This is a genomic window from Streptomyces sp. NPDC046303 (genome assembly GCF_055588085.1).
The window spans coordinates 54,417-70,217 of record NZ_JBVJFA010000004.1 but is presented as its reverse complement, the minus strand read 5'-3'; the positions used below and the strand labels follow the sequence as shown (position 1 = coordinate 70,217).

General features: G+C 71.2%; 14 protein-coding genes. 8 read left to right on the top strand and 6 right to left on the bottom strand.

Annotated elements, in window-relative coordinates; translation table 11 throughout:
* Positions 1-35: 35 nt before the first annotated feature.
* From ACZ6I1_RS05400 to ACZ6I1_RS05380, 5 genes are all read left to right on the top strand, one after another.
* Positions 36-1,703, top strand: coding sequence for an outer membrane protein assembly factor BamB family protein (locus tag ACZ6I1_RS05400; protein WP_469283343.1), 1,668 nt, complete (start codon positions 36-38; stop codon positions 1,701-1,703).
* A 41-nt stretch (positions 1,704-1,744) separates the two neighbouring features.
* Positions 1,745-3,502, top strand: coding sequence for an outer membrane protein assembly factor BamB family protein (locus ACZ6I1_RS05395; protein ID WP_469283341.1), 1,758 nt, complete (start codon positions 1,745-1,747; stop codon positions 3,500-3,502).
* Between the two features lie 124 nt (positions 3,503-3,626).
* Entirely contained in the window at positions 3,627-4,316 is a 690-nt protein-coding gene (locus tag ACZ6I1_RS05390; RefSeq protein WP_469283812.1) for a response regulator transcription factor, read from the top strand.
* Between the two features lie 74 nt (positions 4,317-4,390).
* Entirely contained in the window at positions 4,391-5,350 is a 960-nt protein-coding gene (gene galE / locus ACZ6I1_RS05385) for a UDP-glucose 4-epimerase GalE (protein ID WP_469283810.1), read from the top strand.
* 488 nt (positions 5,351-5,838) lie between these two features.
* Positions 5,839-6,612 (top strand): LuxR C-terminal-related transcriptional regulator, encoded by a 774-nt coding sequence (locus ACZ6I1_RS05380; protein WP_469283339.1) that lies wholly within the window; start codon positions 5,839-5,841, stop codon positions 6,610-6,612.
* Here ACZ6I1_RS05380 and ACZ6I1_RS05375 read toward each other — a convergent pair.
* Positions 6,571-7,068 (bottom strand): MarR family winged helix-turn-helix transcriptional regulator, encoded by a 498-nt coding sequence (locus tag ACZ6I1_RS05375; protein ID WP_362591802.1) that lies wholly within the window; start codon positions 7,066-7,068, stop codon positions 6,571-6,573. The two genes, ACZ6I1_RS05380 and ACZ6I1_RS05375, sit on opposite strands and share 42 nt — an antisense overlap.
* 161 nt (positions 7,069-7,229) lie before the next feature.
* Between ACZ6I1_RS05375 and ACZ6I1_RS05370 the strand changes: the two genes are divergently transcribed.
* Both ACZ6I1_RS05370 and ACZ6I1_RS05365 read left to right on the top strand, forming a co-directional pair.
* Positions 7,230-8,087, top strand: a complete 858-nt coding sequence (locus ACZ6I1_RS05370) for a trans-aconitate 2-methyltransferase (RefSeq protein ID WP_469283335.1) — start codon at positions 7,230-7,232, stop codon at positions 8,085-8,087.
* Positions 8,088-8,089: 2 nt separating this feature from the next.
* Positions 8,090-8,467, top strand: a complete 378-nt coding sequence (locus tag ACZ6I1_RS05365; RefSeq protein WP_469283333.1) for a VOC family protein — start codon at positions 8,090-8,092, stop codon at positions 8,465-8,467.
* Positions 8,468-8,565: 98 nt separating this feature from the next.
* Here ACZ6I1_RS05365 and ACZ6I1_RS05360 read toward each other — a convergent pair whose 3' ends face one another.
* Both ACZ6I1_RS05360 and ACZ6I1_RS05355 read right to left on the bottom strand, forming a co-directional pair.
* On the bottom strand, positions 8,566-9,237 hold the full coding sequence (locus ACZ6I1_RS05360) for a TetR/AcrR family transcriptional regulator (protein WP_030723342.1): 672 nt from the start codon (positions 9,235-9,237) through the stop codon (positions 8,566-8,568).
* On the bottom strand, positions 9,237-10,217 hold the full coding sequence (locus ACZ6I1_RS05355; RefSeq protein WP_469283331.1) for an acyl-CoA desaturase: 981 nt from the start codon (positions 10,215-10,217) through the stop codon (positions 9,237-9,239). Before ACZ6I1_RS05355 ends, ACZ6I1_RS05360 begins: the two co-directional genes overlap by 1 nt.
* A 349-nt stretch (positions 10,218-10,566) precedes the next feature.
* Between ACZ6I1_RS05355 and ppc the strand changes: the two genes are divergently transcribed.
* Positions 10,567-13,338 carry a phosphoenolpyruvate carboxylase gene (gene ppc / locus ACZ6I1_RS05350; protein WP_469283329.1) on the top strand — a complete coding sequence of 924 codons (2,772 nt, stop codon included), beginning with the start codon at positions 10,567-10,569 and terminating at the stop codon, positions 13,336-13,338.
* A 92-nt stretch (positions 13,339-13,430) separates the two neighbouring features.
* Here the strand turns inward: ppc and ACZ6I1_RS05345 are convergent, their stop codons facing one another.
* From ACZ6I1_RS05345 to ACZ6I1_RS05335, 3 genes are all read right to left on the bottom strand, one after another.
* Entirely contained in the window at positions 13,431-14,180 is a 750-nt protein-coding gene (locus ACZ6I1_RS05345) for an LPXTG cell wall anchor domain-containing protein (protein WP_469283328.1), read from the bottom strand.
* Positions 14,181-14,366: 186 nt separating this feature from the next.
* On the bottom strand, positions 14,367-14,957 hold the full coding sequence (gene pth / locus ACZ6I1_RS05340) for an aminoacyl-tRNA hydrolase (RefSeq protein ID WP_469283326.1): 591 nt from the start codon (positions 14,955-14,957) through the stop codon (positions 14,367-14,369).
* Positions 14,958-15,047: 90 nt separating this feature from the next.
* A complete protein-coding gene (locus ACZ6I1_RS05335; RefSeq protein ID WP_469283324.1) occupies positions 15,048-15,632 on the bottom strand; it encodes a 50S ribosomal protein L25/general stress protein Ctc in 585 nt (194 codons plus the stop codon).
* Positions 15,633-15,801: the final 169 nt, after the last annotated feature.

The window sequence follows — 15,801 nt, the reverse complement described above, 5'->3', positions numbered from 1 at the left end:
TCCTCCCCGCCCCCTGACTTCGAAGGTACGCGCTGATGACCGAGCCGCCCCAGCCGCCGAACCAGCCGCCTACCCCTTCGGGTTACGGGCACCTGCCCGGCCCGCCTACCCCTTCGGGTTACGGGCACCTGCCCGGCCCGCCGACCTCCGGTTACGGCCAGCCGCCGCAGGGCGCGAACCCCTACGCCCAGCAGCCGCCGACCGTCCCGCAGCAGCCGGCCGCCGGATACCCGCCGCCGCCCCCGGGCGCGCCCACGATGCCGATGGGCGCCCCCGGCACGCCGCCGCCCGCCAGGAAGAAGACCACCGTGCTGATCGCCGCGGCGGTCGCGGGCGCCCTCGTCCTGGGCGCCGGCACGTACTTCGCCTTCTTCCGGGGCGACGACAAGGACCCCAAGCCGCCCGTCGCGCAGGAGTCCTCCTCGCCCGACGCCAAGCCCTCCGGCTCCCCGTCCGTCGACAAGGGGGACGGCAGCGGCAACGGCGGCGCCGACGCCGACCTCAACTCCGGCCGCAAGCAGGGCGAGGACAAGGTCCTCTGGCTCAAGACCGTCAAGATCGACGGCCCCGGCGCCGGAGTGGACGCCGACGGCCAGTGGGTCGTCGGCGACACCGTCGTCAAGACCGTCGACAAGGCCGTCACCGGCTACGCGGTCGCCGACGGCAAGCAGAAGTGGACGATCACCCTTCCCGCCAAGGTCTGCGCCGTCACGCGCCAGACCAGCGCCGACGGCACGACCGTCGTCATGTACCGCGACGGCGAGTCGGACTCCGCCAACTGCAACCAGATGCGGCTGATCGACCTGAAGGCGGGCAAGGAGGGCTGGTCGAAGGAGGTGCCCAAGGAGGGCGCGTTCGACCTCTTCGTCGACCCCAGCCTGGCCATCACCGGCGATACCTTCTCCGTCAGCCGCCTCACCCGCGCCACCGCCTTCAAGCTCTCCACCGGCGACAAGCTCTTCGCCAGCCCGGCCGAGGGCTGCATGCCCGGCGCCTACCCCGCGGGCAACGGCAAGATGCTCGCGATCGCCACCTGCCACGACGCCGACAGCACCGTCGAGGTGCGCGACGCCGACCCGGCCACCGGCAAGAGCACCTGGTCCTACCGGCTCCCCAAGGGCTGGAAGGTCAACCGGGTCTTCTCGCTCGACCCGATCGTCCTCGACCTCGTCAACAGGAACAACTCCAAGGAACGCTCCATCGTCGTCCTCGGCCCCGACGGCAAGCAGCGCGCCACCCTCACCGGCGAGGGCAGCTTCTCGACCGAGTGCGGGACGAGGCACGACGACTCCCTGCAGAGCTGCGCCACCACCGTCGTCGACTCCGGCACCCTCTACATGCCCACGTCGACCGGCCTCCTCACCGCCAACGAGATCGTCGCCTTCGACCTGGGCACGGGCAAGGTCAAGTGGCGTGTTCCCGCAGGGGACAAGCGCACCATCGTGCCGCTCAAGGCCGCCAACGGCCAGCTCGTCGCCTACCGCCAGGCGCTGGACTCCACGGGCGGCGAGGTCCTCACGATCCCGGCCGGCGGCGGCACCCCCACCGCGGTGCTGCGCCACCCGTCCGGCCCGGCCGCCGAGGTGGAGAGCACCTTCTACGCCCCGGAGGTCGACTACGTGGACGGGCGGTTCTTCATCTCCACCGTCCGTCTGCTCGCCCAGGGCAAGGACGAGAAGTTCCTGATGGTCTTCGGAAAGTGAACGCGCCCCCCGAGCCGCCCAGCGAGAGGCAGTAGCAACCCATGAGTACCCCGCCGCCCCCCAGCCAGCCGCCGTCCGGCGGCTTCGGAGCGCCGCAGGATCCCCAACAGCCGCCGTCCGGCGGTTTCGGGGCGCCGAAGGACCTCCCGCCCACGCCGCAGATGCCGCCGACCGCCCCGCAGATGCCGCCGGCAGCGCCCCAGCAGCCGCCCACGCAGCCCGCGTACGGCTACCCGCAGCAGCCCGAGCCGGGATACGGCTACCCCCAGCAGCCCGGTACGCCACCGCCCTTCGGCCCGCCCACCACGCCCATGTACACCGCCCAGCCCCCGGCCGGCGGCACGGGCGGAGCCACGGGCGGCGGCGCCAACGACGTGCGCAACCAGCTGATGATCGTCGGCGCGGCCCTGCTGGCCATCGTCCTCATCGTCGGCGGCGGCTTCTGGTACGTCTCCGGCGACGGCGACGGCACGAACGACACCGCGGACAGCGGTCCCGCCAAGCCGGGCGACGACAAGGCCAAGCCCGGCGCGGGCGGCACCGAGAAGGTGCCCGCCAACACCAAGTCGAAGGTGCTGCTCAACCAGCCGAGCCCGACGCCGGAGGAGATGGTCCAGGTCCCCGGCTCCTGGCTGACCGACTCCACCTACGTCAAGTCCGACGTATACAAGATCGTCGGCTACAACCTCGTCGACGGCGGCAAGAAGTGGGAAGTTCCCCTCCCGGGTGAACTCTGCGGCGCCACCCCGCACGTCACCGACAAGAAGTCGGCGGTGCTCTTCCGGCCCGCGAAGCCCACGCCGGAGGCCAAGTACCCGCCGTGCACCGAGGTCGCCGTCATCGACCTGGAAGCCGGCAAGCTGGTGTGGACCGGCAACGCCAAGAGCGCCACCAGCGGTGACAAGCCCGTCTCCTACGACGAGATCACCATCAGCGGGCAGACGGTCGCCGCGGGCGGCACCTCGGGCGGCGCCGCCTGGAACCTCGCCGACGGCAAGTCGCTGTGGCTGCCCAAGACCGACGGCGAAGGCTGCCGCGACGCCGGCTACGCGGGCGGCGAGGCCCTCGCCGCCCTGCGCAAGTGCGGCTCCAGCTCCAGCCCGACCCTCTTCGCGCAGGTCCTCGACCCGGCCACCGGCGCGCCGCAGTCCTCGTACAAGCTCTCCGCGGGCATCGACTACGCCAGCATCCTCTCCACCAAGCCCCTCATCGTCGCCGCCGACGTCGGCAAGACCGCCAAGAACGCGAGCGGCGTCAGCGACCTCTTCGTCATCGACGCCGCGGGCCAGCTGAAGTCGCGCATCTCGCTCTCCTCCGGCAACTTCGGCGGTGAGTGCGAGACCGAGGTCGAGCGGTGCTCCGGCATGGTCGTCGGCAACGGCAAGCTCTACGTGCCCTCGTACGAGCACCAGGGCAAGGACCCCTACGGCAAGACCAACGAGCTGCTGTCCTTCGACCTGGAGACCGGCAAGCAGACCAACGACGCCGCCCCGGCGGGCGAGCGGTACAAGCTGTTCCCGCTGCGCATGGACGGGTCCAACATCATCGCCTACAAGGAGCCCCCGTACGACAAGGGCGGCCAGATCGTCAGCATCGACGGCACGACGATGAAGGAAACCGTCCTGATGGAGAACCCGTCGGACAAGACGACCCAGCGCATCGAGACGTCCTTCTCGCCCGGCCACCACGAGTACCGCTACCACAACGGCAAGCTGTTCCTCGCCCGTACGGCGGTGAAGAAGCCGTACTCGGCCACCTCGGACCCGGAGTACATCTTCTCCTCGTTCACCGCGAGCTGACCGGCCCGCGTCCACGAAGCCCCCGGAAGGTCCGCCTTCCGGGGGCTTCTGCGCGGTAACCCCGGCGCACCGTCGAACAAGCGTGTAGCTTGCCGGGTCAGAAGGGTCGGGGGTGGGTGCCGCAATGGGCGTACGGGTCGTGGTGGTCGACGAGCACCGGCTGCTGGCCGAGGCGCTCGCCTCGGCCCTGAAACTGCGGGGTCACCGGGTGCTCGCCGCCGCCGCACCGGCCGCGGGAGCCGCCGAACTGGTCATCGGCCGCGCCCCGGAGGTCTGCCTGCTCGGTACCGCCGTCCCCGCCGAGCCGGGCGTGTTCGAACCCGTCGTCCGGATCAAGCGGGAGCGCCCGCAGATCGCCGTCGTCGTCCTCGGCCCGGTGCCCAGCCCCCGCGGGATCGCGGCCGCCTTCGCCGCGGGCGCCTCGGGCTACGTACGCCACGACGAGCGGATCGAAGGCGTGGAGCGGGCGCTGGCCAAGGCACGGGCGGGCGAGGTGGCGATCGCCCCGCAGCTGCTGCAAGGCGCCTTCGCCGAACTGCTCAACCCCGCCGCCCAGCCCGACGACGAGGGCAGCAGGCTGCTGCGGCTGCTCACCCCGCGCGAGGTGGAGGTGCTGGTGCGGGTCGCCGAGGGCGAGGACACCCGGCTCATCGCCGCGGGCATGGCCATCGCGCCGAGCACCGCCCGTACGCACGTCCAGCGGGTGCTGATGAAGCTGGGCGTGGGCTCGCGGCTGGAGGCGGCCGCGCTGGCCGCCCGTACCGGCCTGCTGGACCGGGCGGCTCCGGCGGGGGCCGGGCAGACGGTAGTTTGACGGGGAGACCCAGCACGCGCGCGCAGCCGCGCGTGTCCCCCGCGAGAGGCAGTAGGCGAGTGAGCGAGACGGCGATGCACAAATACCTGGTGACCGGCGGCGCCGGCTACGTCGGCAGTGTGGTCGCGGCCCATCTGCTGGAGGCGGGCCACGAGGTCACCGTCCTCGACGACCTCAGCACCGGCTTCCGCGAGGGGGTGCCGGCGGGCGCCGCCTTCATCGAGGGGCGGATCCAGGACGCCGCCCGCTACCTGGACCCCTCCTACGACGCGGTACTGCACTTCGCGGCCTCCTCGCAGGTCGGCGAGTCCGTGGCGAACCCGGGCAAGTACTGGGAGAACAACGTCGGCGGCACCCTCGCCCTGCTGGCGGCGATGCGCGGGGCGGGCGTGGGCAAGCTGGTGTTCTCCTCCACCGCCGCCACGTACGGGGAGCCGTCGGAGGGACTGCTCACCGAGGCCTCGGTGACCGCGCCGACCAACCCGTACGGGGCCTCGAAGCTGGCCGTGGACCACATGATCGCGGGGGAGTGCGTGGCGCACGGCCTGGCCGCGGTGTCCCTGCGCTACTTCAACGTGGCGGGCGCCTACCGCGAGTTCGGCGAGCGGCACAGCCCCGAGACCCACCTGATCCCGCTGGTCCTCCAGGTGGCGCTGGGCGAGCGCGCCTCGATCTCGGTGTTCGGCGAGGACTACCCCACGCCCGACGGCACCTGCGTGCGCGACTACATCCACGTCGCGGACCTGGCCGAGGCCCACCTGGCTGCCCTGGAGCACGCCACCGCGGGCGAGCACCTGATCTGCAACCTGGGCAACGGCAGCGGGTTCTCGGTCCGGGAGGTCGTCGAGACGGTCCGCAAGGTGACCGGCCACGAGATCCCCGAGGTCGTCGCCCCGCGCCGGGCGGGCGACCCGGCGGCACTGGTCGCCTCGGCCAGGACGGCCCACGAGCGGCTGGGCTGGACGCCGAGCCGCTCGGACCTCACCGGCATCATCACGGACGCGTGGAACTTCGCGCGGACGCACACCTCCTGACCCCTGCGCACCTGCCGCACCGTCCCGCACACGCTCTTCCCGCGCGCCCCCCGCACCGATCCCGGTGCGGGGGGCGCGCGCGTGTCCGCGGCGCGCTGTGGGCGGGCGCTGTGCGCGGGCGCCCGGCGTGCACACGCCGGGTGAACTGCGCACCGTGCAACTGCCCGTGGCACACGCCGGTCGGAAAGCCGCCCCGCGCACCGTCGGAGCAGGCGAAATCAAGCCACCATCACGGCCGTTCAGGACGCCCGCGCCGGAAAATCCCCGGAAAAACTTCTGCTATTCGGCCAACCGCGCGCCGCGGCGCGCCCTACGCTGATGCGTGACACCGGTGGGGGCCGGTGTTGATTCAGGGGTCGAGACAAGTCGGGTACGGCGTCCGGTCCGGGGTAGTGCAGAGATGTCACGGCGGCGGCCGGGGCAGCTGCGGATCACCCGGTCCGGGCGCCGTACCCGCCGTCGTCCGTTCCCCGACCCTTGGGGGTTTTGTGGTTCGTATCCGGGTTCTCGTGGTCGACGATCACCGCATCTTCGCCGAATCGCTCGCCGCCGCACTCGCGGCCGAGCCGGACGTGGAGGTGTCCGCAGCCGGCAGCGGCCCTGCCGCGCTGCGCTGCCTCGAACGCGCGGTGGCCGAGGGCCGCCGCTTCGACGTCATGCTGGTCGACGCCGATCTCGGCGCCGTCGCCGCAGGCGTGCCCGCCCAGCGGGAGCCCGGCTCCGGGTCCGGGCCGCCGCCGCCCTCCTCGGACGGGATCGCGCTGGTCGCGGGCGTGCGCGTGTCCCACCCCGGGGTGCGCACCGTCGTCCTCGCCGAGCGGGACGACCCCCGGCGGGCGGCCCTGGCCCTGCAGGCCGGGGCTTCGGGATGGGTGGCGAAGGACTGCTCGCTGCAGCGGCTGCTTGCCGTCATCCGGGGGGTCCTGCGCGAGGAGACCCACCTTCCGCCCGCGCTGCTGACGGGAGTGCTCCGCGAACTGACCGCCGCCCGCAAGCACCGTACGGACAGCGAACGGCTCGTCGAGTCGCTCACCCCGCGCGAACACGAGGTGCTGCGCTGCATGGTGGCGGGGCTGGGCCGCAAGGACGTGGCGGCGCGGCTGTTCCTGTCCCCGCACACCGTCCGCACCCACATGCAGAACGTGCTGGGCAAGCTCGGCGTGCACTCCACGCTCGCGGCGGTGGCGCTGGCCCGGCGGGCCGGGGTACGACCGGCCGACCTAGCCGGGGATGTTGTCGAACGGAGCGGTCAACTGGCGTAGCAGCGCGGCGAGGTCGCCACGCTGGATGCGCGAGAGCTGGGCCAGGATCGCCCGCTCCTGCGCCAGCAGCCCGGCGAGGGCCTGGTCGGCGCGGTCACGGCCCTCGGGGGTCAGCCGCACCAGGACCCCCCGGCGGTCGCTGGGGTCGGGCAGCCGCTCGACGAGGCCCTTCTTGGCGAGCCGGTCGATCCGGTTGGTCATGGTCCCGGAGGTGACCAGGGTCTGCGTCAGCAACTGTCCGGGAGAGAGCTGGTACGGCGCGCCGGCGCGGCGCAGGGAGGTGAGGACGTCGAACTCCCACGGCTCCAGGCCGTGCTCGGAGAAGGCGAGCCGGCGGGCGCGGTCGAGGTGCCGGGCGAGCCTGCTGACGCGGCTGAGCACCTCGAGCGGTTCCACGTCGAGGTCAGGGCGCTCCCGCCGCCATGCCGCTACCAGTCGGTCGACCTCGTCCTCCATGCCGATCAGTGTAAGGGGTCTGTCGATGTGAAGTCTCTTCACGTCATGCTTCTCGTGATCAAGTATCTTGACATCAAGATATAAATGCGGCGACCATGGGGCATGGAGGGGGCCGGAACTGATTCCGCTTCCGACCGCCCCGCCAGCAGGGAGGCTCGAACATGTATTCCGATAGCGCGCAGGCCGGGATCCCCACCGCCACCGCGCCCTCCGCGCCCACCTGGGACCCCCAGCAGTACCTCCGGCACGCCGGACACCGCACACGCCCCTTCCTGGACCTGCTGACCCGCATACCCGAACTCCCCACCCGGCCCGCCCGCATCGCCGACCTCGGCTGCGGCCCCGGCAATGTCACCACCCTGCTCGCCGACCGGTGGCCCGAGGCCCGCATCACCGGCTTCGACCTCTCGCCCGAGATGCTCCACCGGGCCGCACAGGAATACGCCGGCCCCACCAAGGCCGGCGGGAGCCTCGAGTTCCGCCACGGCGACCTCGCCACCTGGCTGCCCGAGGAGCCCTACGACCTGATCGTCTCCAACGCCGCCCTCCAGTGGGTCCCCAGCCACCCCGGCTCCTTCGGCGCCTGGATCAACGGCCTGCGCCCCGGCGGCACCTTCGCCTTCCAGATCCCCGGCAACTTCCACGCCCCCAGCCACGCGCTGCTCGCCGAACTCTGCGACGCCCCCCGCTGGCGGGGCCGGCTCGCCGGACACGGCGCCCGCTACACCCACCTGCTCGAACCCGCCGAATACCTGGCCCGCTTCACCGAGCTCGGCTGCGCCGTGGACGTCTGGGAGACCACCTACCACCAGATGCTCCACGGACCCGATCCGGTGCTCGACTGGGTCAAGGGCACCGCGCTGCGGCCCGTCCTCACCGCCCTGGGAGACGACCAGGACGCCGTGGACGCCTTCCTCACCGAATACCGCGACCGGCTGCGCGAGGCCTACCCGCCCGGCCCGCGCGGCACCGTGTTCCCCTTCCGCCGGATCTTCGCCATCGCCCGCAAGGAGGCCTGAGCGTGCTCACCGCAGTCGACCACGTCCAACTCGCCGCACCGCCCGGGTCGGAGGACCGGCTGCGCGCCTACTACACAGACGTCCTCGGCATGACGGAGATCTCCAAACCGGACGTCCTCGCCGCGCGCGGGGGCTGCTGGTTCACCGCCGGACCGGTGCAGCTGCACCTCGGCGTCGAGGAAGGCTTCCGGCCCGCCCGCAAGGCCCACCCCGGGCTGCGGGTGACCGGCATCGCGGCCTACGCGAAGAGACTGGAGGAACACGGTGCCCTGGTCGTCTGGGACGACGACCTGCCCGGCCACCGCCGCTTCTTCTCCGAAGACCCCGTGGGCAACCGGCTCGAGTTCCTCGAACCGCACGGCCCGCACCCCGCGGCCTGACGCGCGCCCCCACGCGACGCGCCCCCACGCGACGGCGCCCCGCCACCGGACCTGCCGGTGACGGGGCGCCGCCGTACCCGCGTGCACGCGCGGCGGGCTCAGCTCTTGCGGCGGCCCACCAGCTGCGGCTTCGACTCCAGGCCGTCCAGACCGTGCCAGGCCAGGTTCACCAGGTGCGCCGCGACCTCCGCCTTCTTCGGACGGCGGACGTCCAGCCACCACTGGCCGGTCAGCGCCACCATCCCGACCAGCGCCTGCGCGTACAGCGGCGCCAGCTTCGGGTCGAAGCCCCGCGCCTTGAACTCCAGACCCAGGATGTCCTCGACCTGCGTGGCGATGTCACTGATCAGCGAGGCGAACGTGCCGGTGGACTGGGCGACCGGGGAATCGCGTACGAGGATCCGGAACCCGTCCGTATAGGACTCGATGTAGTCCAGCAGCGCGAACGCCGCCTGCTCCAGCAGCTCCCGGGGATGGCCGGCCGTCAGCGCGCCCGTCACCCCGTCCAGCAGCTGGCGCATCTCCCGGTCGACGACGACCGCGTACAGGCCCTCCTTGCCGCCGAAGTGCTCGTACACCACCGGCTTGGACACCCCGGCCTTCGCCGCGATCTCCTCCACCGAGGTGCCTTCGAAGCCCTTCTCCGCGAACAGGGCCCGGCCGATGTCCAGCAGTTGCTGGCGCCGCTCGGCGCCCGTCATCCGCACCCGGCGGCCACGCCTGGGCTTGTCGCTGCTGGAATTACCGCCGTCGATCGCCACGCCTCCCATCATGCCGCGTTCGGCTCGGATTCCCTGCGCCGGGCTTCGATGCGCTCCGCCGAGGGCCAGCGCACGTCCGTGGCCCAGCCCAGCTGCTCGAACCAGCGGATCAGCCGCGCACTGGAGTCGACCTGGCCACGCAGCACCCCGTGCCGGGCCGAGGTCGGGTCGGCGTGGTGCAGGTTGTGCCAGGACTCCCCGCACGACAGCACCGCCAGCCACCACACGTTGCCCGAGCGGTCACGCGACTTGAACGGCCGCTTGCCCACCGCATGACAGATCGAGTTGATCGACCACGTCACGTGGTGCAGCAGCGCGACACGCACCAGCGAGCCCCAGAAGAACGCCGTGAACGCGCCCCACCAGGACATCGTCACCAGACCGCCCACCAGCGGCGGGATCGCCAGCGAGAAGATCGTCCAGTAGATGAAGTCGCGCGAGATCCGCCGGATCGCCGGATCCTTGATCAGGTCGGGGGCGTACTTCTGCTGATCGGTCTGCTCCTCGTCGAAGAGCCAGCCGATGTGCGCCCACCACAGGCCCTTCATCAGGGCCGGCACGGTCTCCCCGAACCGCCACGGCGAATGCGGGTCGCCCTCGTGGTCGGAGAACTTGTGGTGCTTGCGGTGGTCCGCCACCCAGCGCACCAGGGGGCCCTCCACCGCCATCGAACCCATCACGGCCAGGACGATCCGCAGCGGCCGCTTCGCCTTGAAGGAACCGTGCGTGAAGTAGCGGTGGAAACCGATGGTGACCCCGTGGCACGCCAGGAAGTACATGAAGACCATCAGGCCGAGGTCGAGCCAGCTCACCCCCCAGCCCCACGCCAGCGGCACCGCCGCCAGCAGCGCCAGGAAGGGAACGGTGATGAACAGCAGAAGGGCGATCTGCTCGATGGACCGCTTGTTCTCGCCTCCGAGCGTGGCGGACGGCGCAGATGTGCCGGAGGACGCGGAAGCGCCCTCCATCAGATCGGGACTGGTGGTCATGGGTGTCCCCTGGGGGGTGAGAGATGTCGGCAGGCTCCCGGTCACGGACCCTACGGACCCGTAACCTACGGCAACGTAAGTATGGCAAAGCAGGGGCCCGCGGCAACAGGAGCACCGCCGAGGGCCCCACCGGGACGCCCCAGCCTCCCCCAGCCACCGCTGGGAGGTGCTCCCAACGAGCCGCCTGATGAGACATTTGCCCAGGCACACGCCTCGGACACCTATCCTGTTGTCGTCGGACAGCGCGGTCCGCACGGGCAGCCCGAGCTGCGCAGCAGGACCGGCATCGCCGTGCGCGGTCGGGAGCCCACCGCCCAGTAGCGCTCGAACACTGCAAGGAGCCGCACCTGTGAGCAGTGCTGACCAGGCCCCCCTGGCCACCCAGCCGGCCGCCCCCGCCACCCCGGCCGCCACCGCGAACGCAGAGTTGCGCGCGGACATCCGCCGGCTCGGCGACCTCCTCGGCGAGACCCTCGTACGCCAGGAAGGCCAGGACCTCCTCGACCTCGTCGAACAAGTGCGCGCACTGACGCGCACCGACGGCGAAGCCGCCGCCGCCCTCCTCGGCGAGACCGACCTGGAGACCGCCGCCAAGCTGGTGCGCGCCTTCTCCACCTACTTCCACCTGGCCAACGTCACCGAACAGGTGCACCGCGGCAAGGAGCTGCGCGCCCACCGCGCCGCCGAAGGCGGCCTCCTGGCCCGCACCGCCGACATGCTCAAGGACGCCGACCCCGAACACCTGCGCGAAACGGTCAGGAACCTCAACGTCCGCCCCGTCTTCACCGCCCACCCCACCGAAGCGGCCCGCCGCAGCGTCCTCAACAAGCTGCGCCGCATCGCCGCCCTGCTCGAAGAGCCCGTCACCGGAGCCGGCGACCGCCGCCGCCACGACCTGCGCCTCGCCGAGAACATCGACCTCGTCTGGCAGACCGACGAACTGCGCGTCGTCCGCCCCGAGCCCGCCGACGAAGCCCGCAACGCCATCTACTACCTCGACGAACTGCACGCCGGCGCCGTCGGCGACGTACTCGAGGACCTGGCCGCCGAGCTCCAGCGCGTCGGCGTCGAGCTCCCCGCCGGAACCCGCCCGCTCACCTTCGGAACCTGGATCGGCGGCGACCGCGACGGCAACCCCAACGTCACCCCCGACGTCACCCGGGACGTGCTGATCCTCCAGCACGAGCACGGCATCACCGACGCCCTCGAACTCATCGACTTCCTGCGCGGACTGCTCTCCAACTCCATCCGCTACACCGGCGCCACCGAAGAACTCCTCGCCTCCCTCCAGGCCGACCTCGAACGCCTCCCCGAGATCAGCCCCCGCTACAAGCGGCTCAACGCCGAAGAGCCCTACCGCCTCAAGGCCACCTGCATCCGGCAGAAGCTCGTCAACACCCGCGAGCGCCTCGCCAAGGGCACCCCCCACGAGGAAGGCCGCGACTACCTCGGCACCGCCGAGCTCCTCACCGACCTCACCCTCATCCAGACCTCCCTGCGCGAACACCGCGGCGCCCTCTTCGCCGACGGCCGCATGGACCGCACCATCCGCACCCTGGCCGCCTTCGGCCTCCAGCTCGCCACCATGGACGTACGCGAGCACGCCGACGCCCACCACCACGCCCTGGGCCAGCTCTTCGACCGCCTCGGCGAAGAATCCTGGCGCTACGCCGACATGCCGCGCGACTACCGGCAAAAGCTCCTCGCCAAGGAGCTGCGCTCACGCCGCCCGCTCGCCCCCACCCCGGCCCCCCTCGACGCCGCCGGCCACAAGACCCTCGGCGTCTTCTTCGCGATCAAGGACGCCTTCGAGAAGTTCGGCCCCGAAGTCATCGAGTCCTACATCATCTCGATGTGCCAGGGCGCCGACGACGTCTTCGCCGCCGCCGTCCTCGCCCGCGAAGCCGGCCTCATCGACCTCCACAGCGGCTGGGCCAAGATCGGCATCGTGCCCCTCCTGGAGACCACCGACGAGCTGCGCGCCGCCGACGTCATCCTCGACGACATGCTCGCCGACCCCTCCTACCGCCGCCTGGTCTCCCTGCGCGGCGACGTCCAGGAGGTCATGCTCGGCTACTCCGACTCCTCCAAGTTCGGCGGCATCACCACCTCCCAGTGGGAAATCCACCGCGCCCAGCGCCGACTGCGCGACGTCGCACACCGCTACGGCGTCCGGCTGCGCCTCTTCCACGGCCGCGGCGGCACCGTCGGCCGCGGCGGCGGCCCCTCCCACGACGCGATCCTCGCCCAGCCCTGGGGCACCCTGGAAGGCGAGATCAAGGTCACCGAACAGGGCGAGGTCATCTCCGACAAGTACCTCGTGCCCTCCCTGGCCCGGGAAAACCTCGAACTGACCGTCGCAGCCACCCTGCAGGCCTCCGCCCTGCACACCGCGCCCCGCCAGTCCGACGAAGCCCTCGCCCGCTGGGACGCGGCCATGGACACCGTCTCGGACGCCGCCCACGCCGCGTACCGGGCGCTCGTCGAAGACCCGGACCTCCCCGCGTACTTCTTCGCCGCCACCCCCGTCGACCAGCTCGCCGACCTGCACCTCGGCTCACGCCCCTCCCGCCGCCCCGACTCCGGCGCCGGCCTCGACGGCCTGCGTGCCATCCCCTGGGTCTTCGGCTGGACCCAGTCCCGCCAGATCGTCCCCGGCTGGTACGGCGTCGGCTCCGGCCTCAAGGCCCTGCGCGAAGCCGGACAGGAAGACGTCCTCACCGAAATGGGCGGACGCTGGCACTTCTTCCGCAACTTCCTGTCCAACGTCGAGATGACCCTGGCCAAGACCGACCTGCGGATCGCCCGCCACTACGTCGACACCCTCGTACCCGACCACCTCAAGCACGTCTTCACCCGCATCGAAGCCGAACACGAGCTGACCGTCCGCGAAGTCCTGCGCATCACCGGCGGCGAAAAGCTCCTCGACTCCCACCCGGTACTCCAGCAGACCTTCGCCGTCCGCGACGCCTACCTGGACCCCATCTCCTACCTCCAGGTCTCCCTGCTGGCCCGCCAGCGCGCGGCGGCCGCCCGCGGCGAAGAAGCGGACCCGCTGCTCGCCCGCGCCCTGCTGCTCACGGTCAACGGCGTGGCCGCGGGCCTGCGCAACACCGGCTGACACGCACCGGCACACCTCCGCACACCTCCGCACGACAAGGCCCCCGCACCACGATCTGGTGCGGGGGCCCCGTCGTTACCGGGCTACGCGGCTCAGCTCGCGGCGCCGGCCTTGCGGCGGCGGACCACCAGCACGGCACCGGCGGCGATCAGCGCGGCCGCCATCGTGGCGATCAGGCCGACCGGCGCGTCGGAACCGGTGTTCGCCAGGTCGCCCCCACCGGTGGAACCACCGGTCGCGGCAGCCGAACCCGACGGAGCCGGGGAGGAGACCGACCCGGACGGCGACACGCTCGACGAAGCCGAAGCGGACGTGCCGGCCGACGCCGAAGTCGACGCCGAGGCCGACGCCGAGGCCGACGCGGACGCGGACGTGGAAACCGACGCGGACGGCGAGACGGTCGTCGTCTTCGTCGGGGTCGGCGTGACGGTGGCCGGGCAGGTGTGCGACAGGTTGAACCACTCCAGCTTCCCGCCCTTCACCTCCGCCACGGCCGAGGTCAGCTTGGCGCCGGCCGCGGAGGCCACGTACGCGTGGTTGTCGTTCGGCGGGCCGAAGCTCGTGATCACCTGCTGGCCGCCCGGCTCGAACGTCACCGTCAGCTTCACGAAGGAGATCTCGTTCGGGCTGCCCGGCGCGATGAAGTGCCAGCCGTCCTGAGTCGCCGGGATGTCGGCGCACTTGGGCTCGGTCTTCTCGAACGAACCCGCCGTGATCGGCACCGGCTGGTGCAGCGGAATGGTGTACGAGTCGGTCGCGAAGGCGGGGACCGAACCGGCGGCGACGAGGAACGAGGACGCGGCGACGGCGAAGGCCGCCCGGCGGATCCTGGAAAGGGCCATGAAAAACCTCTGACACTGATGAGGAGGAAGAGCCGTGGGGGGCGGCGCTCAGCTTCCTGACAGGAAGCCACTGCGGTCAAGAGGTACTCGTCAGTATTCGTGCGGAGTTGGCCCCGTCACCACCGATATGTCCGGTGTAACGATCCCTGCACGGCGGCGCCCTGACGGAGCGCCGCCCACACCACGTCAGGAGTTGTACGCCGACTGCGCCCGCTCCAGACCCTCCTGGATCAGACACTCCACCGAGTCGGCAGCCCGGTCCACGAACCAGTCCAACTCCTTGCGCTCAGCAGACGAAAAGTCCTTCAGCACGAAGTCCGCCACCTGCATCCGCCCCGGCGGCCGCCCGATACCGCACCGTACCCGGTGATAGTCCGCACCCATGGCCTTCGTCATCGACTTCAACCCGTTGTGACCGTTGTCCCCGCCACCCAGCTTCAACCGCAACGTCGGGTAGTCGATGTCCAGCTCGTCATGGACCGCCACGATCCGCTCCAGCGGAACCTTGTAGAAATCCCGCAGCGCCGTCACCGGCCCCCCGGACAGATTCATGTACGTCATGGGCTTGGCCAGCACCACCCGCCGGTTCGCCGGCCCCGGCGGCCCGATGCGACCCTCCACCACCTGCGCCCGCGCCTTGTGCGCCTTGAACTTCCCCCGGATCCGGTCCGCCAGCAGGTCGGCCACCATGAACCCGATGTTGTGGCGGTTGCCCGCATACTCAGGCCCCGGATTGCCAAGACCCACGATCAGCCAGGGCGCCGCATCGTCCGACATCAAAAGCTCCTTAAACGAGACGACCGCCGTCCCGCTCCAGTGGAGCCGGACGGCGGTCGGTCAGCAACTGCTGAGGGAGTGCGGCGAGGCTCAGGCCTCGGCACCCTCGGCACCCTCGGCGGCCGGCTCCTCGGCCTGCGGAGCGACGACCTGCAGGACGGCGATGTCGCCGTCGACGGCCAGGGTGGTGCCCGCCGGCAGGACCAGGTCCTTGGCGTGGATGGTCGCACCGGCCTCCAGGCCCGCGATCGAGACGGTGACCTCGGTCGGGATGTGGGTGGCCTCGGCCTCGACGGAGACCGTGTTCTGCAGGGTCTCCAGCATGTTGCCGCCCGCAGCCAGCTCACCCTCGGTGACGATCGCGACGTCGACGGTGACCTTCTCGCCCTTCTTGACGATCAGGAAGTCCACGTGCGAAACCGAACGCTTCAGCGGGTGCTTCTGCACCGCCTTCGGGATGACCAGCTCGGTGCCGCCGTCCTTGATGTCCAGGGAGATCAGGACGTTCGGGGTGCGCAGCGCCAGCTGAAGGGCGTGGGCGTCCACGTTGACGTGCTTCGGGTCGGTGCCGTGGCCGTAGATGACCGCGGGCGTCAGGGCGTCACGACGGGCCTGACGGGCAGCACCCTTGCCGAAGTCGGTGCGGGACTGGGCGGAAAGCTTGATCTCGGACATGCTCACTCCTCGTGGGGTGACGGAAAACGGACAACAGTCACCCGGCCGGAACGGCCTGCTACGAAGAGCGCGTCGATAACGGAGTGCCCGCACATGAAAGTGCGGCCTCCCTCGCCGAGCAACTTCATGAGTCTACCCGGCGGGGAGGCCGCCTCCAAAAGGATCTCCT